The 25,995-nt window shown below is 51.9% G+C and carries 20 protein-coding genes and 4 pseudogenes; 8 read left to right on the top strand and 16 right to left on the bottom strand.

The genetic code is table 11. The features are described 5' to 3' along the window. On the top strand, positions 1-3,630 hold a 3,630-nt coding region (locus AC2FI7_RS10210; protein ID WP_496816120.1), incomplete at its 5' end, for an Ig-like domain-containing protein. Between the two features lie 134 nt (positions 3,631-3,764). Here AC2FI7_RS10210 and AC2FI7_RS10215 read toward each other — a convergent pair. Next, on the bottom strand, positions 3,765-5,000 hold the full coding sequence (locus AC2FI7_RS10215; RefSeq protein WP_010441225.1) for a glycosyltransferase: 1,236 nt from the start codon (positions 4,998-5,000) through the stop codon (positions 3,765-3,767). A 262-nt stretch (positions 5,001-5,262) separates the two neighbouring features. On the opposite strand from AC2FI7_RS10215, the pseudogene AC2FI7_RS10220 reads away from it, so the two are divergent. Next, a pseudogene (locus tag AC2FI7_RS10220) lies at positions 5,263-6,020 on the top strand (IS5 family transposase). A gap of 17 nt (positions 6,021-6,037) precedes the next feature. On the opposite strand, the gene AC2FI7_RS10225 reads toward AC2FI7_RS10220, so the two are convergent. The 3 genes from AC2FI7_RS10225 to AC2FI7_RS10235 form a co-directional block, all read right to left on the bottom strand. Beyond that, positions 6,038-7,252 (bottom strand): glycosyltransferase, encoded by a 1,215-nt coding sequence (locus AC2FI7_RS10225; RefSeq protein WP_010441229.1) that lies wholly within the window; start codon positions 7,250-7,252, stop codon positions 6,038-6,040. A 582-nt stretch (positions 7,253-7,834) separates the two neighbouring features. Next, a complete protein-coding gene (locus tag AC2FI7_RS10230; RefSeq protein WP_496816121.1) occupies positions 7,835-8,908 on the bottom strand; it encodes a DegT/DnrJ/EryC1/StrS family aminotransferase in 1,074 nt (357 codons plus the stop codon). Positions 8,909-9,076: 168 nt separating this feature from the next. After that, a complete protein-coding gene (locus AC2FI7_RS10235) occupies positions 9,077-10,210 on the bottom strand; it encodes a hypothetical protein (protein WP_139056602.1) in 1,134 nt (377 codons plus the stop codon). Between the two features lie 249 nt (positions 10,211-10,459). Between AC2FI7_RS10235 and AC2FI7_RS10240 the strand changes: the two genes are divergently transcribed. Next, entirely contained in the window at positions 10,460-10,588 is a 129-nt protein-coding gene (locus AC2FI7_RS10240) for a hypothetical protein (RefSeq protein WP_010441235.1), read from the top strand. A gap of 152 nt (positions 10,589-10,740) precedes the next feature. Here AC2FI7_RS10240 and AC2FI7_RS10245 read toward each other — a convergent pair. After that, positions 10,741-11,201 (bottom strand): annotated as a pseudogene (locus AC2FI7_RS10245) (IS6 family transposase); the annotation flags it as partial. Between the two features lie 254 nt (positions 11,202-11,455). Between AC2FI7_RS10245 and AC2FI7_RS10250 the strand changes: the two are divergent. Both AC2FI7_RS10250 and AC2FI7_RS10255 read left to right on the top strand, forming a co-directional pair. Further along, the gene (locus tag AC2FI7_RS10250) at positions 11,456-12,493 is read left to right on the top strand and encodes a glycosyltransferase family 4 protein (protein ID WP_496816122.1); all 1,038 of its coding nucleotides are present in this window, start codon (positions 11,456-11,458) and stop codon (positions 12,491-12,493) included. 89 nt (positions 12,494-12,582) lie between these two features. Continuing rightward, positions 12,583-12,759, top strand: a pseudogene (locus AC2FI7_RS10255) (transposase); the annotation flags it as partial. Between the two features lie 264 nt (positions 12,760-13,023). On the opposite strand, the gene AC2FI7_RS10260 reads toward AC2FI7_RS10255, so the two are convergent. From AC2FI7_RS10260 to AC2FI7_RS10305, 10 genes are all read right to left on the bottom strand, one after another. Further along, the gene (locus tag AC2FI7_RS10260; protein ID WP_010441242.1) at positions 13,024-14,577 is read right to left on the bottom strand and encodes a UxaA family hydrolase; all 1,554 of its coding nucleotides are present in this window, start codon (positions 14,575-14,577) and stop codon (positions 13,024-13,026) included. A gap of 6 nt (positions 14,578-14,583) precedes the next feature. After that, positions 14,584-14,943 (bottom strand): hypothetical protein, encoded by a 360-nt coding sequence (locus tag AC2FI7_RS10265; RefSeq protein WP_496816123.1) that lies wholly within the window; start codon positions 14,941-14,943, stop codon positions 14,584-14,586. A gap of 17 nt (positions 14,944-14,960) precedes the next feature. Then, positions 14,961-15,803 carry a fumarylacetoacetate hydrolase family protein gene (locus AC2FI7_RS10270; protein ID WP_496816124.1) on the bottom strand — a complete coding sequence of 281 codons (843 nt, stop codon included), beginning with the start codon at positions 15,801-15,803 and terminating at the stop codon, positions 14,961-14,963. Positions 15,804-15,820: 17 nt separating this feature from the next. Next, positions 15,821-16,579, bottom strand: a complete 759-nt coding sequence (locus AC2FI7_RS10275; RefSeq protein ID WP_010441248.1) for an SDR family oxidoreductase — start codon at positions 16,577-16,579, stop codon at positions 15,821-15,823. Next, on the bottom strand, positions 16,580-16,900 hold the full coding sequence (locus AC2FI7_RS10280; RefSeq protein WP_010441250.1) for an L-rhamnose mutarotase: 321 nt from the start codon (positions 16,898-16,900) through the stop codon (positions 16,580-16,582). Between the two features lie 23 nt (positions 16,901-16,923). Further along, complete coding sequence (locus tag AC2FI7_RS10285) at positions 16,924-18,036, bottom strand: mandelate racemase/muconate lactonizing enzyme family protein (RefSeq protein WP_010441257.1); 1,113 nt, start codon at positions 18,034-18,036, stop codon at positions 16,924-16,926. Position 18,037: 1 nt separating this feature from the next. Continuing rightward, positions 18,038-19,135: an ABC transporter ATP-binding protein gene (locus tag AC2FI7_RS10290; protein WP_010441260.1), complete on the bottom strand. Its 1,098-nt coding sequence runs from the start codon at positions 19,133-19,135 to the stop codon at positions 18,038-18,040. A 4-nt stretch (positions 19,136-19,139) separates the two neighbouring features. After that, positions 19,140-20,003, bottom strand: coding sequence for a carbohydrate ABC transporter permease (locus tag AC2FI7_RS10295; protein ID WP_010441261.1), 864 nt, complete (start codon positions 20,001-20,003; stop codon positions 19,140-19,142). Between the two features lie 3 nt (positions 20,004-20,006). Further along, positions 20,007-20,897 (bottom strand): carbohydrate ABC transporter permease, encoded by an 891-nt coding sequence (locus tag AC2FI7_RS10300; RefSeq protein ID WP_010441263.1) that lies wholly within the window; start codon positions 20,895-20,897, stop codon positions 20,007-20,009. A 69-nt stretch (positions 20,898-20,966) separates the two neighbouring features. Continuing rightward, positions 20,967-22,286: an extracellular solute-binding protein gene (locus tag AC2FI7_RS10305; protein WP_010441265.1), complete on the bottom strand. Its 1,320-nt coding sequence runs from the start codon at positions 22,284-22,286 to the stop codon at positions 20,967-20,969. A 128-nt stretch (positions 22,287-22,414) separates the two neighbouring features. Between AC2FI7_RS10305 and AC2FI7_RS10310 the strand changes: the two genes are divergently transcribed. Genes AC2FI7_RS10310 through AC2FI7_RS10320 form a run of 3 tightly spaced genes read left to right on the top strand, consistent with a single transcriptional unit; the run spans position 22,415 to position 25,095 of the window. Then, a complete protein-coding gene (locus tag AC2FI7_RS10310; protein ID WP_496833369.1) occupies positions 22,415-23,236 on the top strand; it encodes an IclR family transcriptional regulator in 822 nt (273 codons plus the stop codon). After that, on the top strand, positions 23,233-24,258 hold the full coding sequence (locus AC2FI7_RS10315) for an aldo/keto reductase (RefSeq protein WP_010441269.1): 1,026 nt from the start codon (positions 23,233-23,235) through the stop codon (positions 24,256-24,258). The genes AC2FI7_RS10310 and AC2FI7_RS10315 overlap by 4 nt, the downstream gene beginning before the upstream one ends. Positions 24,259-24,261: 3 nt before the next feature. After that, entirely contained in the window at positions 24,262-25,095 is an 834-nt protein-coding gene (locus AC2FI7_RS10320) for an amidohydrolase family protein (protein WP_010441271.1), read from the top strand. 170 nt (positions 25,096-25,265) lie between these two features. On the opposite strand, the pseudogene AC2FI7_RS10325 reads toward AC2FI7_RS10320, so the two are convergent. Next, a pseudogene (locus AC2FI7_RS10325) lies at positions 25,266-25,896 on the bottom strand (helix-turn-helix domain-containing protein). Between the last annotated feature and the right edge of the window lie 99 nt (positions 25,897-25,995).

Below are 25,995 nucleotides of genomic sequence, written 5' to 3' on the forward strand. Positions count from 1 at the left end.
GACGGTACCGACACCACGGATGGTACGGACGCCACAGACGGTACCGATACGACAGACGGCACCGATCACGGTGGGCACGACGGTACCGACACCACGGATGGTACGGACGCCACAGACGGTACCGATACGACAGACGGCACCGATCACGGTGGGCATGATGGTACCGACACCACGGACGATCAGGCGACGCAAAATCGAGGTCTTGCCGCTCAGTATTTCGTATTGCCAACAGCGGCTTGGAGCCTTGCGGATATCGATTTCGATGCGACGCCTGATGCCACTGGTTCCGTTTCTGAACTGAACTTCCAAAGCTCAAATGACCCTTTCTGGGAGAGCGGTGTGCATGATGAGTTCGCGGCGCGTTATTTTGGCACACTGAATGTGGCAGCGGCCGGAACTTACACGATTTATCTAACGTCTGATGATGGCTCTGCGCTTTATCTGAATGGTGAGCAGGTGATCAACAATGACGGCGCCCATGCTGGCGTAACCGTCCCGGTCACACTTGATCTGGAAGCGGGCGAACACGACATCGAAATCCGGTATTTCGAGATTTGGGGCGAACAGGTCCTCAGATTGGAATGGAGCGGTCCCGATACAAACGGGGCGACCGAAGTTATCTCGGGCGACAGCCTGACGCAACCGGCAAACGGTGCAGATGATACGGATCATTCCGGGCACGACGGTACCGATACGACAGATGGTACCGACACCACGGACGGCTCTGATACCACGGATGGTACGGATCATGGCGGTCACGACGGTACCGATGCCACAGATGGCACCGATACCACGGACGGTACGGACCACGGCGGTCACGATGGTACTGACACCTCAGATGGCACCGATACCACAGACGGAACGGACCAGGGCGGTGATGACGGTACTGACACGACAGACGGGACCGATACCACCGATGGTACGGATCATAGCGGTCACGACGGTACCGACACCACGGATGGCACTGATACCACCGACGATACCACCGACGGAACCGACCACAGTGACCATGGCGGTCATGGTAGCGACGACGAAGTGGACCACGGCGGTGCCAACATTCCGGGCACGATCCCGGAACCGACCAGCCCGGAAGAGTATGATGCTTTCGTTGAAGCGGTGATGGCCGAACCGAATGCGCATGCGCATGGCGATGACACGAGCAGGATGGTGGAACACGGCCAATTGCTGGACCTGGTTCCGCGCTCAGAGGCAACGCATGTGGCGGTGTCTGATGGTGACTGGTTCGATCCCAATACATGGCACGAAGGTAGAATACCGGATGCAGGGGCCAATGTTCTGATCCCGAAAAACATTGCGGTCCGTTATAATGGCGAAAGTGATGCTTCGTTGTTCACGGTTCGTGTCGATGGTGAGCTTTCATTCGCAACCGATATTGATAGCCGCATGGTTGTCGACACATTGGTGGTTGATACATCGGGCCGGCTTGAAATTGGCACCGCCGAGAATCCGATTGCGGCGAATGTGAATGTCGACATTGTCATTGCCAACAATGGTGATATCGACGTCAACTGGGATCCATCCTTGCTGTCGCGCGGGGTGATTTCGCACGGCCAGGTTGAGATTTATGGCGCTGAGAAAGACGCGTTTTTGAATGTCTCTGAAGCACCGATGACTGGAGATACTAGTTTGTCTCTGTCTGAGGTGCCCGATGGCTGGCAAGTGGGCGACAAAATTGTACTTACTGGCACGCACCAGAGGGGCCATTCCAGTACCATAGAGGGTTATGTCGAGCCTCAGGATGAAGAACTGACGATCACGGCGATCAACGGCAACCAGATTATCTTTGAACCTCCTTTGGAGTATGATCATGATACTCCGCGCGAAGATCTGTTCGCTTACGTCTCGAACATGTCACGCAACATCACGATCTCGAGCGAGGATGGTGACGCCACCGAAACTCATCATCGCGGGCACGTGATGTTTATGCATAACGATGATGTCGATGTGCGTTACGCAGCGTTCGAGGATCTTGGTCGTACCGATAAATCTTTCCTCGCCGTTCAGAGCACAGCGGATCTGGCGGTTGTAGAGCCAGACAGCAATATTCAGGGACGCTATTCGCTTCATTTCCACAGAACCGGTACGTCGGACCCAGATGATCCGGCAATGGCTGTCGGGAACGTTGTTGATGGCTCTCCGGGTTGGGGTTTTGTGCACCACTCCAGTAATGCGAATTTCACCGATAACGTCGCCTTCGACATTTTTGGTGCAGCCTTCGCGGCAGAAGCCGGGGATGAAACCGGTATTTGGCTCAGAAATATGGCGATCAACGTCGAAGGTACTAACTGGGGTGACTGGAACGTCAAAGACGCAACGCGCGTCGCCGCGCAGGACACCGGCCACACTGGAGACGGTTTCTTTTTCGCCGGACGTCTGGTGGAAGCGGCTGAAAACGTCGCGGCGAACACCAATAACGGCTTCGTCTGGATGCATCGCAACAGCAAAGAGAATCCTGACTCTGCAAACCTGGATCACCCCGAGATCGCGTATGGTCAAGATGAGATTCTGAACAACTATGCTCCGATTCAGGGTTTCCGTGACAATGAAGCCTTTGGAACAAACACAGGCATTATCGTTCTCAAAGACATGCCTTGGCAGGAGACGCATGAAATCCGATCTGTGTTTGACGGGTTCCTGAACTGGGAGACCGCGAACGGGGTAAATCTGAGCTATACATCGCATTACACGCTGATAGACTTTGATCTGATCAACACGACCGAGCGGTTTGGCGATGTCACGCATTATGGGGTGCTTCTAGGCAGCAACACGACCGATATGGTGTTCAATGGTCTGCGTGTCGAAGGCTTTGACAGAGGTGTTGACATGGAATGGGATCCGCACTGGACCGTTCCGGATGAAGACATCGCCCACATCATTATTGATTATGAAGGCATCAACAACCGAACTGATCTTTATGGTTTCAATCCGAACCAGCATCAATTGCTGACATCAGATGATCTCACACCTGGTCGGATGGAGTTTATCCACAATGGCGACACCAGCCTTGCAGTGGGTGAGAGCTTCAGTTTCGACGGGATCAAGACGGACTCGATCGGAACCCGCGATCGTGTGTTGTCTCAGGATCCACTGGAGCTCGATTTCTATAATCATATCATCCACATCATCTCGGAAGAGGGGTATTATTCCACGCCAGATGGCCGAAACGTCATTCTGATCGACGATTTCCTCGCTGACCGCGCCACTGGTGAATTGACCCGGATCACTCACGTTGTGACGCTGGAAATGACCCATGAAGAGCTGGCCAACAACTGGATGATCAACAATGCCGCAAACGGTGCCAGATATAATGGTGTGATCAATCTGGGTGGATCAGCTCCGGATGCACGGGATGACAATTTTTCCACCAACATGAGTCAGGGAATCCTGGTTGACGTGCTGGCCAATGACTCTGATGCAGAAGATGCGGTGCTGAATGTCAGCGGTTTCACTGACCCTGAGCATGGTGACGTATACGTGCAGGAAGATGGCAGTTTGCTGTATCAGCCAGATCTCGGCTATGAGGGAACGGATAGCTTCGATTACTGGGTTGCGGATTCCTCCGGGCAGTTGACCGAAGCAACCGTCACCATTGAGGTCTTCGATATCTGATCTCTGCGAGCTAAACGCAGATACAATTTCTCTGCTTTTGTGATTATGAAGGCCCATCATTGGAAAAAATGGTGGGCTTTTTCAGAATTGTATAGAAAGGAGAAAGTGATCCAAATCCCAATCGTGAAGACGCTTCATGGATTAACGGGTAGGTGCTTTTTGATCAAATCGCTGCGATGGATAAAAACCGCTTCATCGTCGAATGGCTCGCCATCCAGTTTTGCTTTGGTGATGAGGTCCGCGAGGAAGGTACGATCTATTTCGAGCTCTTCGATAAGACTTGATAGCTTATCAATTTCTCCGATTTTAGCGAATTTTCCACCCTGATGGACATCCACGAGATCTCGAGCGTATACGCTATCATACCCAATCAATGGCGTGCCTGAAATAAGAGCTTCGATCAGGCAACGGGGGGACTCGGGTGTTTTGTGGCAAAATAGGAAAATATGTGCCTCTTGAATTGCCTTTAAGACCTCTTCTCTATCTGAGACAAACCCAGGCGTTCGAACCCTGTCCGACAGCCCGCTCCGGGCAATACGCTCTTTCATCCGCGACATCTGCGATCCGCCGCCCAGCCACGTAGCCTGAAAATCTATCCCATCCGAGGCGAGATTTTCCAGAACTTCTATCCAGTCCAGAGGCCCTTTTAACTCTTCAGCTCGGCCCGTATAGACTATTTTAATCGGACCACTTTGGGCGCCCTCAATCTTACGGTTTAATGCTGTCTCTGTGATATGGTCTTCAGCGCTATAATGAATATCGTGCACAATCTGCGGGTTGATCGAATATTGTTTGTAGGTTTCGAACGTGTCACGCCCGTGGAAAAGGCCGAGGTTCGCTTGGCGTATTGCTTTCCTCTCGTACACCACCATCGGAAGGTAAGTCACACGTGCCATTAGGCGCCTACGCCAGTTTCCTTCGTTTCGTGTCCTCCACACTACTTGCGAGTGTACACTATCTGTCCAAACAGCATGCGGTCTGTTCATTTGAACCGCAACGCTGCAAGATACTAATCCCCAATCACCGAACAGACCGCCAATAGCGAAAGAGAGATAGTCGGCTTGAGCGATATACCCTGCTATTCGGCGTCTGGTTGCGCGTAATTGTCTATAAAACTGATCCGGACGAAAGGCCTCCGGCATTGGGATAATCTCAACCCGATCAAGCAAATGCTTGCTGATTTCTATCGAACTCCAACCTTGAGGTGGGGTCCCTTTCATAAGCGGCATCATCACCATGACGCGCTCAAAAGATTTCGCCCAAAGTCTCAGACCATTCAAAGCCTGATCCTCTGCAAACAGAGTGTCATTTTGGGAATAAAGGGGGGCAGGGGCGTACAAAAGCAATGTGCCATGTTTCTCTGTTTCCATCTTTAACCTATATCTTACTGACACTATCAGACTGAAAAATGATCCTAGCTCATCATCATATTTGGACTACAAGATTTTTCATACATCAGTAATTTGTCAACGATTTGTTCCTAGTTCGTTGAAAGGAGCCCCGAAGGGCATTAACTGGATGTGAGCAGCCTCATCTGACTGGTCAAAGTTGATTGTTAGGTTCTGAACCTAATAATTTGGTTGCCGTGATCCGGCCTGCGTGATTCATATCCGTGAGTTTCAGGGGCATAACATGAGCGATCTATTCTGGTTGACTGACGAGCAGATGGCGCGGCTTCAGTCTTACTTTCCAAAGAGCCATGGTAAGCCGAGGGTTAATGATCGACGCGTTCTGAGTGGAATTATCTTCATCAATCGCAATGGGTTACGTTAGTCCGATGCGCCGCGCGAATGTGGGCCGCCAAAGACACTGTACAATCGCTGGAAACGATGGAGCGATATGGGTGTGTTCGCTCGGATCATGAACGGGCTGGCTGCGCAGGGAACAGATCATAAAACCATCATGATTGACGCAACATACCTCAATGCGCTCCGCACGGCTTCCAGCCCGCGGTTGAAAAAGAGGGGTGTGGCAGGCTGATAGGGCGCACCAAGGGTGGTATGAATACGAAACTGCACGCTGTTACTGACAGTCTGGGACGCCCCATCCGCTTCTTCATATCCGTTGGGCAGGTGAGCGATTACACGGGCGTCAGGGCTCTGGCGAACAGTCTGCCATCGGCTGACTGGCTGCTGGGAGATCGAGGCTATGACGCCGACTGGTTCCGCGAAGCCCTTAATGACAGGGGAATAAGACCTTGTATCCCGAGCCGCAAATCACGCAATAAACCTGTACGGTACGACAAGCGTCGCTACAAACGCCGCAACTGGATCGAGATTACGTTTGGACGTTTGAAAGACTGGCGCCGGGTTGCTACGCGCTATGACCGATGCCCAAAGGTATTCCTCTCGGCCATCGCTCTCGCTGCTACAGTCCTATTCTGGCTGTAAATCAATGAGTCTGGAGCCTAGCGAGTTCTGCTACGTCGCCACGATTTTGCTGCCTCGGCGAAGTGGTGCGCGCGACGCTTGAAAGTCTTCTCGAAGCAATGTTCGCGAGCAAAGTTTCGGCCACGATATGCGGATTCAATCAGCATTTCGCGATTGCGATCAAGTACTGCTATCTGCTCCGCCATACTTTCGGTATCACCTAAAGGTCTGACAAACCCACTGCAAGCATGTGATGCTATGCCCATGAAAGCTTCGTTTGCAAATCCGACGATAGGCACGCCGCAGGACATTACCTCTGAATACGTGCTTGAGGGGTCACCTTGTGGGTGACAACTGACGAACAAATCTGCCTCGCGTTTGAGCAATGGAACCCAACCAGATAGAAAATCCATAGGTTGGTGGATTGTGACCCAGTCTTCGACGCCATTTCGCCTTATCGCGTCGACAAGACGGGCTTCCTCCGGCCCTGATCCATAGATGCGAAACTGGAAGTTGATACCACGGTCGACAAGTCCGCGCGCTACGCGCGGTAGATGCAGTACCCCTTTCATCGGAACAAAGCGCCCGCCAAAGATCAGGCGAAGTGGTTTTGCGGAGCGCAATACTTCCGCCTTCCTTGCAAGGTCGTCGTCACTTGCAACGTCTGATCTGCGGACCCGATTGTCAAAAAACACAAACGCATCAGGCCGGTTGGGTCTGTACGCATCATGTATTGGCACACCGTTGCATTGCAGTCCGGCCACGAAACCGAGCAGTTCCCTTCGGGTACGCTCTGCATTCCAGATCCATATTTTTCGACGCAGTTTTCTTAAAAAGTTTGCCCGCGTAGCGTCAATAATCTGAAATTCGGTTTTTAACGTATACTCACACACGTGAATCACGGGTATCCCACGAGAAAAACACTGGCGCGTCAGTTCTGCTTGACTCGGGTCAAGAAAACCAACGACGGCCCCCGCTCCAGTTATACGCTGAACCAAATCAGCCAATGCTTTGGGTCGTTCTTCAACCCGAGTACGCAGGTTTTGGTCAAGGTGAACTTCGACATGATCCATGTCGGAAGAGGCGGTCGGAGAAACTTCAGCAAGAGTTGTTACTTCACCGTCCCAGTGCTTTGCATATTCGGCTGCCCCATCGAGGTATTTTTGTGTTAGAACTAGCCCTCCGCCAGGACCGCGGTGGGCCTTCAACACCGGCAACAGGATGAGTTCATTTGGCTTGCTAGGGTAAATCAAGAAATCATGTCCGGTATTTTGTCGAAACTATAGTGACCAACTGCTAATCCCTCATCAACGAGATGGCCCACTAGGAATACAAATAGAATAGCTTATCGGTCTCTGAACTCATTGCAAGGGGGGTGGTGGAACAGCCATCCATATTTCACTTGCCAGTCTAGAGGCGGAACAGAACGCTTGTGTGTCCACTACACCATCCTTCAACTACTAGCTTCGTAATCGTGTACCAGTTCGCAGTTTAATTGCACCTCTTGCTACCTCGCACTTGCATTTTGAAGCTCTCGTCGTGCTTAATCAGACACGATGAGCAAAACACAATAGCTCACTGGGGATGCGCTCAAGATGTCGATACCTTTGTCTTGGCACGCTTGTTTGCTGATTTCTCGCACCCGCAGGTGCACGACATTGCGGAACAATTTTAAACGGGATTTCGCCGACAAAACGAAATGTTAGATGGGAAAGAAGTCTTGGTGGCCGCAGGTATGGATATCCTTGTCCATATCTTTTTCGAAAGTGGTCGCCCAAATTGCGATCAGCTAACACCAGAGGTTACCCGAGCTATCGAAACATCCCAAGTCAAGTTCATCTGACAATACCTAGACAACTTTCCGTTGGACGAGATTGAGCCAAGACTCTCTGGATATCGTCACGTATCTCGTCGTCGTTCACTTTGGCCACATCCTTATGGCAAGGGATATTCACGACGCGGTTGAAGATATCAACAGCATTGGGTCGGGGGGCTGCCGGTACATAGTATTTCTGGAAAGTCAGATGGCGGGTAAACGCCATCTGCTCATAAAGTACATGATCGGATGCCAGAAAGGGAATGCTGGTCATTGGAATATTCGCAACCGGCGTATGCAGCGGCTTCAAACCCAGACCTGTCGCGATCGAAATCACCCGATCACGTTGTTCAATCGAAGGTGGTCCCCAGGTTCCAGCGCTTTCGATACGGTCGATCAAAAAGGCGCAGGCGACGTCTGATATCTTACAATTGCCCACCCAAAAGGCACTGTCGGCCAAATCGAAGCCATAGCTGGTCAATTCGACCAGATGGGCCGCCTGATCTTTTGGGAGGATCGCCAAACCGCCCTCGCCCAAACCATAGGGTTTTGTGTGATGAAGGCTGATCGCCTGCCATGGCACATTCGGAAGTTTTGTGTGAAACCCCGACGCGTTATCCAGCAGCAGCCGTTTGCACAGGCGACGCGCTAGCGCTGAATAATCCGAAAAGTCCTGGTATAGACCAAGAGGGTTGGTCACGATGATACCATCGTAAGTGACCGGATCTAACGCCTCGAGCGCGTGCAGATCCAACAGGCCTCTGTCATCACAGTCGAGAAACAGGACATCATCGAAACATCCCCGTCCAAGGTTTTGGAATGTATATGCCGAAGCAACCCATTTCATGCGGCGGCCTGCGCGGTACGATTGCAGGGCTGCCAGCGCCTCTAAAGCCATACCACCATTGGCCAATGGAACGACATCCCAGGTTTCGGGTAACCCAACATGATCAATACAAAGCGCACGCAGCTCGTGATATAGAGGTCCCCGGTTCGCCCATTGGCTTTGGCTGGCGCAGGCTTGCAGCAGCTCGGATACACGGGCCATATTTGGCTGTTTTTCTTCAACAAACAGTACTTTGCGACCAGGCATCGAGTCATCCCACAATAGAAATGCTTGCCGATTCTACCCTAGCCGCCAACAAATGCATAAAAAAATACTTATGGCCGTCTACTGAAACCCTTCGCGCTGCTACAATCAATCGAACCTGCGCCTAATGTCCGCAATACAAAAACAGTTGATACTCAGGTGAAGGCGGGCTCATCCTAAGACGACTCCTACAGCATGTACGAATTGGAAAACGAAACCTTCGATTGGCTCTGGCGCTATATGACTAATTCCTACAAGTAGACTGAAACTCAAAACCACAACATACGTTGCCCTGTGCACTGGCAAGTTTATGGCTTTGCGTGTTTCCGCCAAAACCAACAACAGAAATGTCATAACGAATACCTGCATCGACAACCAACGGCTCCAGTCAGTAGCGATCGGATACAGCATGAAAGGGGTTCCGGCGCTGACTAGAAACAACGCCCATTCGAACCACCCATTCAGAACTCGGGTCGCGATCCACAGACAGGACAACAGCAGCAGCGCGATCATCAGCGCTACGACTGCAAGGTTCACACGAACCAGAACGATAACCTTCACCGCTGAAGTCGTGCCGCCAAATCCGTCTACCAGCCATGGAAATATTCCACCACACAATCGATCAATCAATCCAGCGCTCAACAAGCGCGTGCACATGGCATCGGTATCCGGGACACTGACGTAGATCACCGAAAAAACAGCTGCCGCCAGCGAGATCAGCCACAAGATCGCAATCGGCCCTATCGACTTTTGTTTTCCAAGACGGAAATAAAGCGCCGCGCTTAGCCCTGGAACTAAAAACAAATTGGCTTCGTGAAAGAAAACCGACAGGCCATAGAGGGTCACGACAGTCGCCACACCCACCGAACCGCTGCTTCGGGGAAACAGCAAAGGCAGGAACGCAGCCAACCCCAATAGTTCTTTTCGGTAAGCTGCGGTGGAATCGTTGACCCAGAACAGCACAAGTGCCGGGCTAACCAACAAGATTACGACCACATCGGGCATTCTCAGTGACAGACCTTTTGCAAAAAGGACCGCAATTATCAACACCGTCAAAACAGCCTGAACTGTGCTGACCAGAATCAGTGGATTTACATGTGACAGTTCGGAAATAAACAGGAAGAGTTCGCCCGATATGCCCCTACGAACTATTCCGCTGGAGTAGTTCACCAACCAGTCAGCATGCTGAAATTCACCACCGCCAGCTTGGGACAAGTAAACAAGACGGCGTAACAAGAGCAGTGTCGATACAAGAAATAAAAAGGCAACCAGCAATGCGTTCCAGCGCTTAATTTCCGTCAGCATCAGACGTTCATCTTTCAACATTAATAATCACAATACTTCAGCTAGTGTTTAACACTTCTTTGACATTAAGACACCTGAGGTGTTCTCAAGCTGGGCGTAGCTCGCAATGTGTTGCTGGCACTTTCCAAATGACACTGATTGGATAAGTAAACGAATGACCAGCTGCCCCGCGGTCAAAATTGCAACGATGCAGTTTATCCTAGCCCCTAAACCTGGGCCATTAATGTTGCTGAGAATGGAGGAGTTGAGATGGCGAGAAAGCGACACTCATACGAAGACATCTTGAAGCTGCTGCGTGCGATTGAGTTGAAGCTTGCGGATGGCAGCGACGTGCAGTCAGCGTGCCGCGCTGTCGGTATTAAAGCGTTTCGGGATTAACCTGAGGTATATCCGGAAGCCTTGAAGTAGTTCCAGCACTCAGCCGGATCGCACAATTCGCAAATTTCCCCAATTGCGTTGAACACTTCGGTGAAGGTCCTGGCACCGATCCTTCGCAAGTGGGGGTCTGTCCCCAGCCGGAGCAAACCCCAACCAAAGCTCTTGAGCATCTTGTTGATCGCCTTGATGCCAGTTGTGTTGGCACCACTTTTGTCGATGGCGATCTTGCGTGGTAACCTGTTCACCGCGAGCGTGCGGGCGAAAAACTTCGTCGCCGCGGCGTTGTTCCGGCGCTCGGACAATATGAAATCCAGAATCTTACCGTGTTTTTCGATTGCTCGGTAAAGATAAACCCGCCCGCCCCTCACTTTTAAAAATGTTACATCCATGCGCCACGAACGGTCTGCGGGACGCTTTTCATACCGCGCTGTTTCAGCAATGAGGCCTGCATACCGACCGACACAGCGGTTTAGCGTTGTGTATCATGGTCGACGCCGCGTTCCGCCATGATTTCTTCTAGATCCCAGTATGAAACACCGTAGCGCAGGTAGAAGAAAACCGCGTGCAGGATCACGTCTTTCGGAAAATGCGCGTTTAAAAAAAAGATAGTCACGGTCTGCTCCTGTCATGTCAGCATGCGTAACCAGAACTGTGTTCGATCTGACAGGTAGGGGCGAATTTTGCGACAGAACCCAAAAAACTGACGATAGCTGACAATAAAAAATATCTCGTCCTGTGGGGCTTTTTACGGCTGTGTCAAATAGATACGGGGCGCCGCTCGCTCGCTCTTGTCATCGACCTAATGAATCGCTTTATTGCCCAAAATATAGCAACCATCTCTGAAGCAGATTCAGGCAGGAGCGTAGAGTGCATAATCTTGAGGTCATTGCGCCCAATCTGAAGCGAAGTCTTTCGGGGGTGACAACAACCATTGTCCGCTTACTGCCAATTCAAAAAGAGATGATCGGCATTCGTGCGACTGGACCGGGTCTTCCGAAGGACATCCCACATATAAGGCTCTGGAGAACATTGTTTTTGCCTCGCGATGTTAAGCGGGTCTGGCACGCGCGTCGAAATGCTGAAATGCTGATGGGCTTGGTGTTGACAACAATCTTCCGGCGAAACTTCAAACTACTCTTTACGTCAGCAGCCCAACGCAATCATTCTGCTTACACCAAATGGTTGATATCAAAAATGGATGCACTGATCGCAACAACTCCTCAGGCTGCATCGTTCCTAGATCATCCCGCAACAGTCATTATGCATGGTGTGAACACCAACTTGTTCCATCCTGAGGATGATAAAAGAGCTCTAAGAAACAAACTTGGACTTCCTCACTGTACATTGGTTGGTTGCTTCGGCCGTATTCGCCCCCAAAAAGGTGTCGACCTATTGGTGGACGCAGCCATTGAAGTGCTGCCTGCGTTTCCAAATGTCGAAATTGTATTCACAGGTCGTACAACAAAAGAGTTTATCGAGTTTAAACAACAGCAAGAGACAAAATTGCAATCAGCCGGCTTGGCGGAGCGTGTGCACTTCTTAGGTGAACGCCCATGGAGCGAACTTGTCGAATTATACCGTGCACTGGACTTGTTTGTTGCGCCTGCTCGGCACGAAGGATTTGGACTGACTCCTTTGGAAGCAATGGCTTCAGGTGTTCCCGTCATTGCTTGCGATGGGGTAGGCGCCTTTAATGCCCAAATTGAAGATGGCGAGACAGGACGGCTGGTGGAGAAGGCCAATGCCGAGGCTTTGGCTGACGCGCTTAGAGAAATGCTTTCAGACCGCGACAAACTAACGGTCAAAGGCCGTGCTGCCAGATGCCATGTCCAACAGAATTTTAGAATTGAGAGCGAGGCGAAGGCTATAGTTCAAGTGTATCGCTCACTACTAAAAGTTTCCTGACCACCTGAATTTTGCCGAAGCTATTAGGGTCAGGATGCATTGATTTTCAACGCGCTGCATGATTCACGACTCGAAAATGGAGTGGTGATATAAGCGACCTTTTCCAACTGACCGATGAGCAGATGGCCAAGTTTTCCGCATTTTACCCGAAGTCGCACGGCAGACCATGGGGCGATGATAGAAGGATACTAGGCGGGATTATCTTCATCAACCGCAATGGATTAAAGTGGCGAGATGCGCCCGAAGCCTACGGTCCGCACAAAACGCAGGATTCATTCGGATCAGGCATCCTTTTCCGTCAGGTGCAGGCAGGCAACGGCGCGGAACTTGCCCGCATTCCATGCAAAATAGAATTGTCCAGAAGCCCGCCACAGACGCCTGTACGTCTAACTAATTAAACAAAGCCTTTGATCTACACCGTCTTGACCGGGTGGAATTTGATGCATGATCACCGTGTAGAATTGGGCCGTGGAACGTGAGCCAACGCCCTTGGCTCTCATTCATTTGGTATACAGCTCTGGTTGCTCTGATTACATCACTGCACCGATCTGCCATGGTACAAACTCTGCTCCACCAAAACCCAGTTCTTCGCTTTTGGTTTTTTCCCCGCTCGCGACGCGGATAATCATATCGAGTATCTCTTCGCCTTTCTGGGTGATTGAGACATCATGGCTGACAATGTCGCCGCAGTTAAGGTCCATATCCTCTGACATACGGGCGAACATTTCCGAGTTTGTCGCAAGTTTGATGCAAGGGGTTGGTTTGTAACCCGAAACAGATCCCCGGCCGGTCGTGAATACAACTATGTTCGCTCCCGAAGCCACTTGCCCGGTGACCGAGCAAGGATCGAAACCTGGGCTGTCCATGAATACAAATCCTTTTTTGTCGATTTTCTGGCCAAATTCATAGACGTCGCGCAACGGAGCGGTGCCGCTCTTGGCCGTTGCGCCCAAAGATTTCTCCAGTATGGTTGTCAGACCACCCCGTTTATTGCCGGGACTGGGATTGTTGTCCATCTCGCCGCCATTCCGCGCCGTGTAGTCCTCCCACCATTTGATCCGCTTGATCAGTTTTTCTCCGATTTCAACCGTTTCGGCGCGACGCGTCAGCAAATGCTCAGCCCCGTATATTTCGGATGTTTCGGATAGAATCGTTGTGCCGCCGTGTTGAACCAGCAGGTCCGACGCATGTCCCAGGGCTGGATTTGCCGTAATCCCAGAATACCCATCTGACCCGCCACATTGAAGCCCGACCGTGATATGTGACACCGGGGCGGGCGCACGTGTCACACAATTGGCGAGTTCCAATATTCCCTGCAGTTCTTTCAATCCGCGCCTCATAGTTTTGCGCGTGCCACCCTCGTTCTGGATAGTCATGTAGCGCAAAGCTCCATCAGCGCGGATCGATTTTCCCCCAACCAGTTCCGAAAGCTGCATGACTTCGCAGCCAAGCCCGATCAGCAGGATACCGGCAAAGTTCGGATGTTGAGCATAGCCGGACAATGTTCGAAACAGTGCTTGATAGCCCTCATTGGTTGCAGACATCCCACATCCGGTGCCATGCACGATGGGCACGACCCCATCGACGTTTGGGTAGGCGTCCAGCATCCCGTTTCTTTCGGCGGCCTCTGCGATGAATCTCGCGACTGATCCCGAGCAATTGACCGTTGTAATCAAGCCTACATAATTGCGCGTGCCAACCGTTCCGTCAGACCGGTGATACCCCATAAATTGTCGTGCATCGGCTAAGGCGGGCAGCGGCTTGGTTTCTGACGCAAACGCATGGTCTTGTTTATGTGCGCCCATTCCAAGGTTCTGCACATGAACATGTTCCCCAATCGCGATGTCCTTTGTCGCCTGACCAATGATTTGACCATAGCGATAGACGTATTCGCCAACTGCGATTGATCGGGTGGCGATCTTGTGACCTTTGGGAACAGCGCTTGGCAGCGGTTCAGAGATTTCCGGTACGGCTTCACCAGCAGCAATGTCGCGCAGGGCAATGACCACATTGTCCCGCTCATTCAAGCGCAAAACGTTTCGGTGCGGCCTATGGCCAGCTGCGTCAGGTTCGTTATTCTGCATTGCAGTTCACTCAATTACGTCCTTAGGAAAATTGCATCCCGGCTTGGATCTGGCAAAAGTATCGGCTGCGGCTTTGATCGAATGCAGATCAATGAGGGCAGGAAAATGACTTTTGGTTAGGCGACTGTTGGCAGACAGACCCACAGCCCCAAGATTGGCAAGGTTTGCACTCGCATTACCCGAGATCGTGGCGACGTACACAGCGGGAACTGGTAGTTCGAACAGACACTGTATCGTTGAAATGTCGCGGGACGTGATATCGTAATCCTCGCCGTCCCTCAGAACAACAATTTGTGGTCCAATCTCAGGAGCCGACAAGCGGCCTACTAAATCACCTCGGGCTGTATGCAAGTCAGTTTGTGCCATGTTGTTTCGCCTAACGGCTACCCAGAAATGACCTGTTGCCGCTGGACACCAAGGCCCTGAATTCCCAGTTCAATACTGTCACCCGGCTTGAGATACGTTTCGGGTTTTTGCCCCATGCCCACACCCGGAGGTGTACCGGTTGAAATCACATCACCGGGTTGCAACGACATGAACTGCGAAAGATGCGAAACAATGGTCGCAACCCCAAAATGCATTGTATTAGTGGAGCCGTCTTGAAAACGATGGCCGTTGACTTCGAGATACATCGGCAAATCTTGCGGGTTGGCGATTTCGTCTTTGGTTACCAGCCAAGGACCGATCGGGCCAAAAGAATCTGCCGATTTGCCTTTGACCCATTGACCTGACCGATGCAACTGAAAGTCGCGTTCCGACAGGTCATTCACGACGCAGTATCCTGCTACGTATTCCAGTGCTTCTTCTTCAGAAACATATTTGGCTTGTTTCCCGATAACGACGCCCAATTCGACCTCCCAATCGGTTTTGATCGAACTGCGCGGGATTTCGATATTGTCATCGGGTCCGACAATAGCCGAGGTCGCTTTGAAGAACACGACGGGTTCGTCGGGCAAAGACATGCCGCTTTCGGCGGCGTGATCTGCGTAGTTCAGGCCAATGCAGATGAATTTCCCGACATTTCCAACGCAAGGGCCCAGTCTTGGATCACCGTCCACCAGCGGAAGTGTCTCATGGTCAAGGGCGCGAATTTTGTTCAAGCCTTCATCATTTAACGCATCGCCAGAAATATCGCTGATCCAATGGGACAGGTCACGAATGGCACCGTTGTCGTCTAGCAAGCCAGGTTTTTCGGCACCGGCGGGGCCAAAACGTAATAGTCTCATATCGCTATCCTCTTCGATCAGATGGTCCAGCCGCCATCTATGGCAAATGGCTGACCGGATGTGTATTTGCTGGCGTCGCTAGCAAGATACAGTGCGAGCTCGGCTATCTCGCCGGCGGATCCGATCCGGCCCATCGGTTGTCGTGCTATGAAATCTGTCATTGCTTGTTCGTAGTCCCCAGTCGCTCGCAACCGATCGTGCAGGCTGGGGCTGTCAACCGTGCCAGGGCAAATGGCGTTACAGCGGATCCCTTTTGTAACAAAATCGGCAGCGACTGATTTAGTGATGCCGATCACGGCAGCTTTCGATGCACAATAGGCAAAGCGGTTCGGTACGCCTTTCAACGAAGATGCAACCGAAGACATATTGATTATCGACCCGCCACCATTTTCAATCATGCCGGGCAGCACCAGCCGGATCAAACTGTACATGGCTTTGACATTCAGGTCGAAGCTGAAGTCCCAATCCTCTTCGGTACAGTCAAGAACGGAACCGCTTGCAACGTAACCGGCGCAGTTAAACAGAACGTCAAGAGCGGGCATATCAGCTACAGCAGCCGTAACTACCGCGCCATCGGTGACATCAAGTTTGAGTGGAACAATTCCTTTTATTCCATTCAATTCGGCCAGCGTCGCGTCATTGATGTCACTCGCGATAACGTTTGCGCCTTCGGAGGCAAACAGCTCGGCTGATGCGCGGCCGATACCCTGGCCGGCCGCGGTGATCAGGATGCGCTTTCCTTCCAAACGGTTCGTTGGTCTGTAATTTTTCATCATTCAATCCGTATGAAATACTTCTTCCATCATTGCCCATTGCTCACCTTCTTTTCGCGAGGTAAGCGGTGACTGACAGGGATCGGTTTGGGTCCACCATTCCTGAGTTTTGGGGTCCTTGGCCATCTCGGCCATATCTGCAGCAAAGTCCGTACCGTGATACTCCCAGTATCCAAAAAGAACATTTTCCGGTTCTCGCAGGAATATGGTGTAATTGCGGATATTGCTGTGCTGGATCTGCTTCAGAACCTCAGGCCAAGCGTTGGCGTGTAGGCGTTTGTACTCATCTATCATCTCGGGTTTGATCCCGATCATCATTCCCATCCGGTGCACGTGTCGAACTCCTCTCACGCTGCATCTTTGACGTTGTGCGAGACCAGTTCCATGGCCTTGATGGCATCCCAATCCCAATCGATTCCCAACCCGGGAGCCTCGGATGGAATGCCGTGCCCGTCTATCATTTGCATGCCAGATTTGGTCACACTGTCCAATTGGGGGATATGCTCAAGCCAGGTGGCATTTGACACAGCACATACCAAAGGAAGATGAAGTTCCATCAGAAAATGGGGGCAAACGGCGATGTTGAAAGCTTCGGCCATGTGTGCTGTTTTCAGCCACGGGGTGATGCCCCCGATCCGGGCGACATCCACCTGAATGATCGAAGCTGCACCCGTTTGCATGTAGTCCTTGAATTGGCTGATCGAGTACATGCTTTCACCAACGGCAACAGGAACGCTGGTATGTCGGGCAAGTTCAACATGCGCCGAGACATCATCTGCTTTGATGGGTTCTTCAAACCACGCAATGTTCAGTTCTTCCAGCATGCGTGCACAGCGGATTGATTCCGACAGGCTAAAGCTCTGGTTCCCGTCGGTCATAATTTCGAAGTTATTGCCCACGGCCTCACGCACAGCCCCCAATCTGGCTCGATCCTGCGCAATTAGTTCCGAGCCGACTTTGATTTTGGAACCTTTGAAACCTTCCTCCTTTGCCGCGAGCGTGTTTTCAACAAGTTCTGATGTTGAATAATGTAGCCAACCACCTTCTGTCGTGTAGAGGCGCATTTTGTCTTTCGCCCCACCGGCAGCCTTCCACAAGGGCAGGCCCTTCTTGCAGCAGTTCAAGTCCCAAAGTGCCGTATCGATCGCAGCCAGTGCTAGCGATGTAATTGCGCCGACTGCCGTTGCATGAGTGAGGTATAGAAGCTCACGCCAGATCTGTTCAAAACGCTCGGAATCTTTTCCTATCAAGGCGGGCGCAAGCGTTTTTTCCAGCAGGGCAACGACCGAGGGTCCACCGGTGCCGATCGTGTAGGTGTAACCGACCCCTTTCGCGCCGTCGCTGTCATGCACAATGACAATCGGGGTTTCCTGACTTACAAAGGACTGGATCGCATCGACCCGTTTAACCTTTGGCACCAGATCGATCATCTTGATCTCTACATGGGTGATTTTCGCCATTTCAGTTGCTCCGGATCACTTGGGTGGTTTGAGCGTCGAAGATGTGTGCTTTTTCAAGCGCCAATCGGCAGGTCATTGTTTCGCCTGACGTAACGGGGCGCGGGTTCAGCATCTTACATTGGATTTCAGTGCTCGCGAGCGTCGCAAATAACAAAGTCTCCGTTCCAAGCGGTTCTGAAAGATCGATCCTGAGGGCGATGTCCGCAGTCTCGCCCTCGTCAGATACGCCGTGACCCACAGGGCTCAGATTATCTGCCCTGAAACCATATTTGACCTTCTGGCCCGGCTGCACACTTTCCCGCGGCGACGAAGGTATCGGGAGTTCCTGACCATCGATAAGCCGAACAGTTCTGTTTTCTGTTACCACCCCATCCAGCAAATTCATCGGTGGTGACCCGATGAATGTCGCAACAAAGGTGTTCACGGGCGCGTTAAACAACTCTAACGGCGTGCCAACCTGTACGATATGGCCATCACGCATCAGAACGATCCGATCAGCAAGCGTCATGGCTTCGACCTGATCATGGGTCACGTAGATGATCGTATTCCCGACTTTCTGATGCAGTTTTTTGATTTCCACGCGCATTTGCGTGCGCAGCTTTGCATCGAGGTTGGAGAGAGGCTCGTCGAACAAAAATACGTCCGGATGCCGAACGATGGCACGACCCATGGCGACACGCTGGCGTTGACCACCGGACAGAGCGGCTGGTTTGCGGTCCATCAACTCTTCTAGGCCAAGAATTGCAGCCGCTTCGTTAACCGCTGATGTAATCTCGCTTTCGGGGCGTTTTGCGATGTGCAGCGAAAAACCCAGATTCTCGCGCACGCACATATGTGGGTAAAGGGCATAATTCTGAAACACCATCGAGATGTTACGCTCGCGTGGGGGCAGATCGTTCACAACCCGCCCACCGATCGAGACCTCGCCACCTGAAATGTCTTCAAGCCCGGCGATCATCCGCAGCGTCGTGGATTTGCCACAACCCGACGGCCCAACCAACACCACAAATTCACCGTCACGAATTTCAAGATCAATGCCGTGAACCGCCTGATGTTCCCCATAGCGTTTGATCACATTGGAAAGGGTAACTTCTGTCATTCTATTATCCTTTGACGCCGCCGAAGGTCAGGCCGGCTATCAGGTGTTTCTGGACGATAAAGGTGAGGATCAGCGCGGGTAGGATCATAAGAACCGCCAAAGCACACATGCCGCCCCAGTTGATGGTGAATTCGGCAGTGAAATCCAGCAAGCCGACCGGCATGGTCTTTGAGCCCACTGACCGAGTCAGTTGCGACGCTAGCGCAAACTCGTTCCACGAGGTCAGGAAGGCAAAGATCGCCGCCGATGCAACACCCGAGCGGGCCACCGGAAACTCGACTTTCCAGAAGGCCTGCCAACGGGTGCACCCATCGATCTCGGCCGCCTCGTGCAGCTCTTTGGGGATTTGCCGGAAGAACCCATCGGTCAACCAAATGGTAAAAGGCACGTTCATTGCGACATATACGAGGATCAGCCCGAAATGGGTGTCGATGATTCCAACCTTGGCAAATACGATGAACAAGGGCAGGGAAAGGGCCACTCCGGGAACTGCTCGAAACAGCATGAGGCCAACGAAATAACCTGACTTTCCGGAGAATTTGTAACGCGCAAATGCATAACCGCCAGACATTCCTATAAGAACTGCAATTCCCGTCGAAGTCACCGAGATCACGATCGAGTTCCAAAGATACGAGAAGACAGGGACCCCGCCCTGACCTGCACCTCCGAACATTGCGCGATAGTGGTCAAGCGTGAAGCTCGGGTTCCACACCGGTGGTTTCGCCATGATTTCTACCGTCGGCCGGAAGCTATTCAGGATGATCCAGAGCCCGGGAATGCAGATTATGGACATCACGAGAAAGAGGCCGACGAAATGCAGGCCCTTTAGCATGCGGCGGCGGTTTCGATGAGCTTGGTTGCGATCCATCGATTACGCCCCCATTCCCAGTTCAGCACGCGCCGCGCTGAGTTTGCGGAAGAAATAGATCGTGAAGGCGATCGAAAGCAGGATCGAGACATAGCCCATAGCATTGGCCAGACCCATCTTCGCATCCACATAGCCCGTGCGGCTCATTAATGTCCAAAGAAGCTCAGTCCGGCGCGCGGGGCCACCTCCGGTCATGATCTGCACGATGTCATAGGCCCGCGCCACATCCAAAGATCGGATTGTCATCGCGATATAGATAAATGGCATCAGGAACGGCAGGGTAATGTGTCGGAAGCTCTGCCATGGCGTACAACCGTCAACCTTAGCCGCTTCCAGCGGATCTCGCGGCATTGCGAACAACCCAGCGAGGATGAGTATTGCAAAGACGGATGTGCTCATCCAGATCTCGGCAAAAAGGATCGAGAACATTGCCAGTTTTCCGTCAACCAGCCACGGCAATGCAGCGTCGGATCCAAGGGACTGCAGGACATTGTTAACCAGGCCGACATTGTCGTTGAAGATGAACTTGAACTGAAAGCCCACAAGAATGGGCGAGAACATCATCGGGAACATCAGAACCGTTCTCAGCGTTCTCTGACCCCAGGTTACCTTGTTAACCATCAGCGCAATGCCCAAGCCGAAGATGAGCTCGAGGTTCAATGCAATGGTCAGAAAAAGGATTGTACGCCCGAAGGCGGCCCAGAATTTCCAATCTGTTAGGATACGTTCATAATTTCTTTCGCCGATCCACGTCCAAAGCGTTGATGGCCGTGTCAATTTGTAGGGCGTGAAGCTGGAGTATAGCGAAAAGATAAGTGGGATGAGCACAACTGCCGCGATAACAATGAACGCAGGCATTAGCAGAACAAACCACTCGGGAATGCGGCGGCGCATTTCGACCCTCAATCTGTCGGAATTCAGGTCAGGCGGGGATTACACCCCGCCTGATTGTTACTGGGAGGCTCAGTAGTAGCCCGCATCCTGCATCAGTTCGTCAACCTCTGCAGCTGCGTCATCCAACGCTTGCTGAGCAGTTTTGTCACCTACAATAGCTGCTTGCAGTTCAGGGAACACGATATTCGTCGTTTCCCCCCATTCCGGGATCGGGGGAACGGCGAATGAATGCTTGGCCCCTTCAGCAAAGGCCGCAAGTGCTTCGGCGCGGAAGGCATCGTCACCGTTGGCTGCTGTTTCCAGATTTGCATTCCAGACTGCCGTGCGCGTTGGAAGTGAGCCACCTGAGGACTCGGCCAGTTGGCTTTCTTCACTTGTAAGATACATCACAAATGAAGCCGCTGCCTCCTTGTTCGCGCAGTCGTTCGTTACCGAGAAACCGTGCAGGCCCGCCCAGCCCGTGCGTTTTGCAGAACCCATGGGTTGCACCGCAACGCCTACATTGCCCGCAGCTTTCGATGATTCAGGGTCATTGAAGAATCCTGCCCAGCCTGGCCAATCCAGATTTAGAGCGATCGTGCCGGAAGCAAATCCCTGCCCGAGATCGTCCCAGACATAGGATGTGGTGCCCGCTGGTACGGCATTGGCCTGATACAGATCAACAAACCATTGCAACGCGCGAACGCCTTCCTCGGAGTTGAACGCAGGTGAATAGTCATCGTTCAAGTATTGACCGCCCTCGGCAATCAGCATTTCATAGAAACGTCCGACGACGCCTTCATCCTTGCCAGCGTACTGGGTGCCGTAGAAGTTAGGTGGGTCAGCAAAGAAGATCGCCTGATCTTTGACCTGCTCCCATGTTTCCGGCACCGCCAAGTCATAACCGTATTCAGCTTTGAATTCAGCCGCCTTTTCCGGATCGGTGTAGTTCGATTTGAGATAATAGAGCACCGACACGTCGAACTGGGCGCGTGGCAGCATCAGCAACTCACCGCCAACTGTTGCGGCACCGATGTTTCCGGGAACGAACTCGGCTACAATATCCGGTGAAACCAAGGCATTCAAATCGGTATAGAGCCCCTCATATTGCGGGGCAAATGAGCTGTGGTTTGAGCCGACGCACCAATCGGTCGTGCCGGCCGCCATGTCAGATTTGATTTCGCGGTCGATTTCAAAGTGGCTCTTTTTTGAAAGGATATTGACCTTCGCTCCGGTCAATGCCTCCCAGTCCGCGATGCGCCCATATAGCGCCTCGTACTGTTGGCCGCCGATGAGTTTGGCGTCGATCGTTACGCCTGGAAAGCTTCCATAATCTTGCGCCGCAGCTGATTCTGACACGGCGACGAGCGCGGTACAGGCAACCAAGCTGTTGAAAAGTACGGACTTCACTGTTTCTCCTCCCATTTTTGCAACACCAGAGCTCCGATAGAAACTCCAATTGCGCTTAAATATAAAACTTGGTTTCAAATAAAAATCAACACTTGTTTTTTGGAGAGTGATCAGCAAAGACTGAATGCATGAAAGAACAATCGAATTCCGCGCCTGCCCAGGCCGAAGCCAAATATCGTGCGCCTGCCCTGGAAAAGGGTCTGGAGATTTTGGAGCTTCTTTCGACCAGCCAGGAACCTTTGACCCAGACGGAAATCGCGCGCGCCTTAGGGCGTTCAAAGAATGAAATCTTTCGAATGCTCGCCACACTTGTGCAGCATGGGTATGTGTCAAAGACTCAATCCGGTGATGGATACAGCCTTAGCCTGAAACTATTTGCTACGGCCCAACGATATTCCCCGATTGCTCGCTTGTTAGAGGTTGCGACACCCCTGCTGCGGCGCGTTACTAAGCGGGTCTGGCAATCCTGCCAGATTGGCATGGAAAGTGGAGGCAATATTGTCATCGTTTCGTCGGTCGAAGCGCCGGGGCACTGGGGACTGGCCATTCGAACCGGTTCGGTTATTGGGTTGTGGAACACTGGCACGGGCAGGGTTCTGGCAGCGTTTCGACCGGAGGATGAGATTGAAGAATTATTGGAACAGCATCCGCTCGCATTGGGTGAGCCGCCATTGGACAGAGAAAAGTTTTTTGAAGAATTGAGAGTAATTCGGCAATCGGGATTCTATCGGGGTGTGTCAGATACTACGATCGGAGTAACGAACCTGAGTTTTCCGATTTTTAACCCTTCAGGTGAAATCGTAGCGGCGTTGAGCTGTCCTTACCTCGAGCGTGTCGACAATCTGAGAACGGCGACGATAGATGAAACCCAAAAGGTTTTTGCCGAAATAGCAGAACAACTGACAAATTACTTCCTCGGCAATGCGATACAGGATGATCACGGTTTATGAGCAATTCGCGGTTTCCGACACGCAGTTTGTTGAATGGGCGCTTGAATCTGCCTGTGCTAGGATTTGGCGGCGCGCCACTTGGCGGGTTGTTGCGTCCAAATGACAACAACGCCGCAATAGATATGCTGGCCAATACCTGGGGACGTGGATATCGGTACTATGATACCGCTCCATTCTACGGTTTTGGTCGGTCTGAGCGCGCGATAGGGGATGCGTTGCGTGGGCGGGATTATATCCTGTCAACGAAGGTGGGGCGTCTTCTTGAATTCGGGATGCATGACGACCCTGCCGGGCTGGGTTGGCCAGACCCGCTGCCGTTCACTCCAAGGTTTGACTATGGCTATGACGCGATCATGCGATCATTTGAAGACAGTTTGCAAAGGTTGGGGCTGGATCGGATTGATATTCTATTTGTGCATGATATCGGCGAATTCACGCATGGGGCCGAAGAAAATAATAAGCACTTCAAAGATTTATGTGATGGAGGCTATCGTGCACTGGACGAACTTCGCAGCAGTGGAGCAATCAAAGCCATTGGACTTGGGGTCAACGAAATCGCGATATGCCGCGAGGCCTTTGCGGTCGGAGATTGGGATATGTTCCTCCTTGCGGGCCGCTATACGCTTTTGGAGCAAATGGCACTGGATAAACTTCTGCCCGAGTGTATGGCCGCCGAAACGTCGATCATTGTAGGTGGGCCTTACAATTCCGGCGCTCTCGTGGGTGGCGATACATGGAATTATGAAGCAATTCCGGTGGATGTCGCCTCAAAGATCGCGCGATTGCACGATAGCGCACGGGACCATAATGTCTCGCTTTCTGCTGCGGCATTACAGTTTCCCTTGGCCCATCCAGCGGTCGTTTCTGTCATCCCAGGTCTGCGAGACACGAGTGAACTGGAGGACACCATGAGTTGGGCCGACGAAGACATTCCGAGTGCGTTTTGGCATGACTTGCGTGCCAGAGGTCTATTGCACGAAGCGGCACCAATCCCTGAAACAAATCCATATAGGGGTCAATAATTCATGCGAATTGACGCCCATCAACATTTCTGGACGACACAGCGCACAGATTACGGATGGCTTACACCTGATCTAGGTGACATTTATCGTGACTTTCTTCCACCAGATCTGGAACCCTTGTTGGAGTCTGCGGAAATCGGGGGCACGATTTTGGTGCAAGCAGCTCCCACAGTCGCCGAAACAGAGTTCCTGTTGGGTCTTGCAGAGCAGGTAGACTTTATCAAAGGAGTCGTCGGTTGGGTCGATTTCGAAGGCTCGGAAATGGCGGCGACTTTGGGGCATCTGGCGCAGAGCCCGAAATTTGTAGGCGTCCGACCAATGATTCAGGATATTCCAGACCCCGAATGGATGCTTGGTGAAGCGCTGACACCCGCTTATGAGGCAATAACAGCGGATGACCTTACATTTGACGCATTGACACTACCTAGTCAGCTGAAGCCTTTGCGAGAACTTTTGTCACGCCACCCAAAGATGCGGGTGGTTATTGATCACTGCTCAAAGCCTTTCATACGGGATGGTATAGTATCAGGCTGGGCGGAAGACATGGCAGCGTTGGCTGTGGACACGGATGCCTATTGCAAGCTGTCAGGCCTTGTGACCGAAGCAAAACCTGATTGGTCCGTGGATGATTTACGCCCTTATGTTTCTCATTTGTTGGACACATTTGGCCCAAGTCGATTGATATGGGGTAGCGATTGGCCAGTTTGTACTTTGGCCAGCACCTACGCGCGTTGGCTCGAGGCAACAGATGCTTTGCTATCAGAGCTTAATACCGAGGAAAAAAGCGCGATCATGGGCGGAAATGCCAAGGAGGCATATCGGTTGATGGACACTTGATAGGTCGTCTGAAATTTGACGGGTTCATAACGAAGTTTCTTTCATCATCAGAGGCAGCGTAGCTGTTGTAACCGGACCAACACTTTTGCTTGTCGGATTGGAGATCCAATTCTTGCGGCATAGCGAAAATGCCCTCAGGACGCATCGATATTTTTAGAAAATGCCATTGTTCAGTTTGTTTGAGGGTAACTGATGATCGAAATATAACGTGCTGGCAGATTCACCAATCTTTCTGGTCCGTGTGGATCGTCGGCGTCGAAAAAACAGAGTGTCGCCAGCTTTTAGCGGATAGATCTGATCCCCATGGCGATAATCTACTTCGCCCTCAAGCATGTAAATTGTTTCGACCCCGCCGTGTTGAAATGTCGGAAAAATGTCGGATTTGGCAGTGAGCGTGATCAAATACGGCTCCGCGATTACGCCCGATCCGTTCGCACCCAAGTGTCCCAGTAAGTTACATTGGTGATTGGCGCGTGTCCCTTCGCGTTCAAGCTCCACCCCTTCACCGGCTTTTGTGTGGACGGCTTCTCGGCGTTCTTCGAACTGTCGGAAAAAACTTGTCAGCGGCACTGACAACGCATTTGCCAGCAATTGCAGGGTCGTCAATGAAGGAGAGGTGTTGCCGTTTTCGATTTTCGACAACATGCCGATCGACAAACCGGTTAATTGGGCCAAGTCGGCAACAGTGATGTTTTGCTGTTTGCGAAACGCCCGAACTTCGCGCCCGATCGCAACTTCTAACACCTTCTCTCGTTCGCCTGCCCGAAAGGAATGCGGATTTTGCGTCAGATTGGTAGGCATTTCGGTGTCGCGATTTTCTGTTCTGGACATTCAGCGTATTGCTATACTTGAACTGCCTGTTTCTGCAAACATGTACCGTGCATCGCAACCTCCATACGG

It is taken from the genome of Ruegeria sp. YTSA064 (genome assembly GCF_059610325.1).

Bases quoted from the DNA above. Each gene is read 5' to 3' on its own strand.
- AC2FI7_RS10240 (WP_010441235.1), top strand. From the start codon at position 10,460: ATGGCGAGAAAGCGACACTCATACGAAGACATCTTGAAGCTGCTGCGT.
- AC2FI7_RS10265 (WP_496816123.1), bottom strand. From the start codon at position 14,943: ATGGCACAAACTGACTTGCATACAGCCCGAGGTGATTTAGTAGGCCGC.
- AC2FI7_RS10320 (WP_010441271.1), top strand. From the start codon at position 24,262: ATGCGAATTGACGCCCATCAACATTTCTGGACGACACAGCGCACAGAT.
- AC2FI7_RS10285 (WP_010441257.1), bottom strand. From the start codon at position 18,036: ATGGCGAAAATCACCCATGTAGAGATCAAGATGATCGATCTGGTGCCA.
- AC2FI7_RS10275 (WP_010441248.1), bottom strand. From the start codon at position 16,579: ATGATGAAAAATTACAGACCAACGAACCGTTTGGAAGGAAAGCGCATC.
- AC2FI7_RS10310 (WP_496833369.1), top strand. From the start codon at position 22,415: ATGAAAGAACAATCGAATTCCGCGCCTGCCCAGGCCGAAGCCAAATAT.
- AC2FI7_RS10295 (WP_010441261.1), bottom strand. From the start codon at position 20,003: ATGGATCGCAACCAAGCTCATCGAAACCGCCGCCGCATGCTAAAGGGC.
- AC2FI7_RS10235 (WP_139056602.1), bottom strand. From the start codon at position 10,210: ATGCTGACGGAAATTAAGCGCTGGAACGCATTGCTGGTTGCCTTTTTA.
- AC2FI7_RS10260 (WP_010441242.1), bottom strand. From the start codon at position 14,577: ATGCAGAATAACGAACCTGACGCAGCTGGCCATAGGCCGCACCGAAAC.
- AC2FI7_RS10290 (WP_010441260.1), bottom strand. From the start codon at position 19,135: ATGACAGAAGTTACCCTTTCCAATGTGATCAAACGCTATGGGGAACAT.
- AC2FI7_RS10300 (WP_010441263.1), bottom strand. From the start codon at position 20,897: ATGCGCCGCCGCATTCCCGAGTGGTTTGTTCTGCTAATGCCTGCGTTC.
- AC2FI7_RS10280 (WP_010441250.1), bottom strand. From the start codon at position 16,900: ATGGGAATGATGATCGGGATCAAACCCGAGATGATAGATGAGTACAAA.
- AC2FI7_RS10315 (WP_010441269.1), top strand. From the start codon at position 23,233: ATGAGCAATTCGCGGTTTCCGACACGCAGTTTGTTGAATGGGCGCTTG.
- AC2FI7_RS10270 (WP_496816124.1), bottom strand. From the start codon at position 15,803: ATGAGACTATTACGTTTTGGCCCCGCCGGTGCCGAAAAACCTGGCTTG.
- AC2FI7_RS10215 (WP_010441225.1), bottom strand. From the start codon at position 5,000: ATGGAAACAGAGAAACATGGCACATTGCTTTTGTACGCCCCTGCCCCC.
- AC2FI7_RS10230 (WP_496816121.1), bottom strand. From the start codon at position 8,908: ATGCCTGGTCGCAAAGTACTGTTTGTTGAAGAAAAACAGCCAAATATG.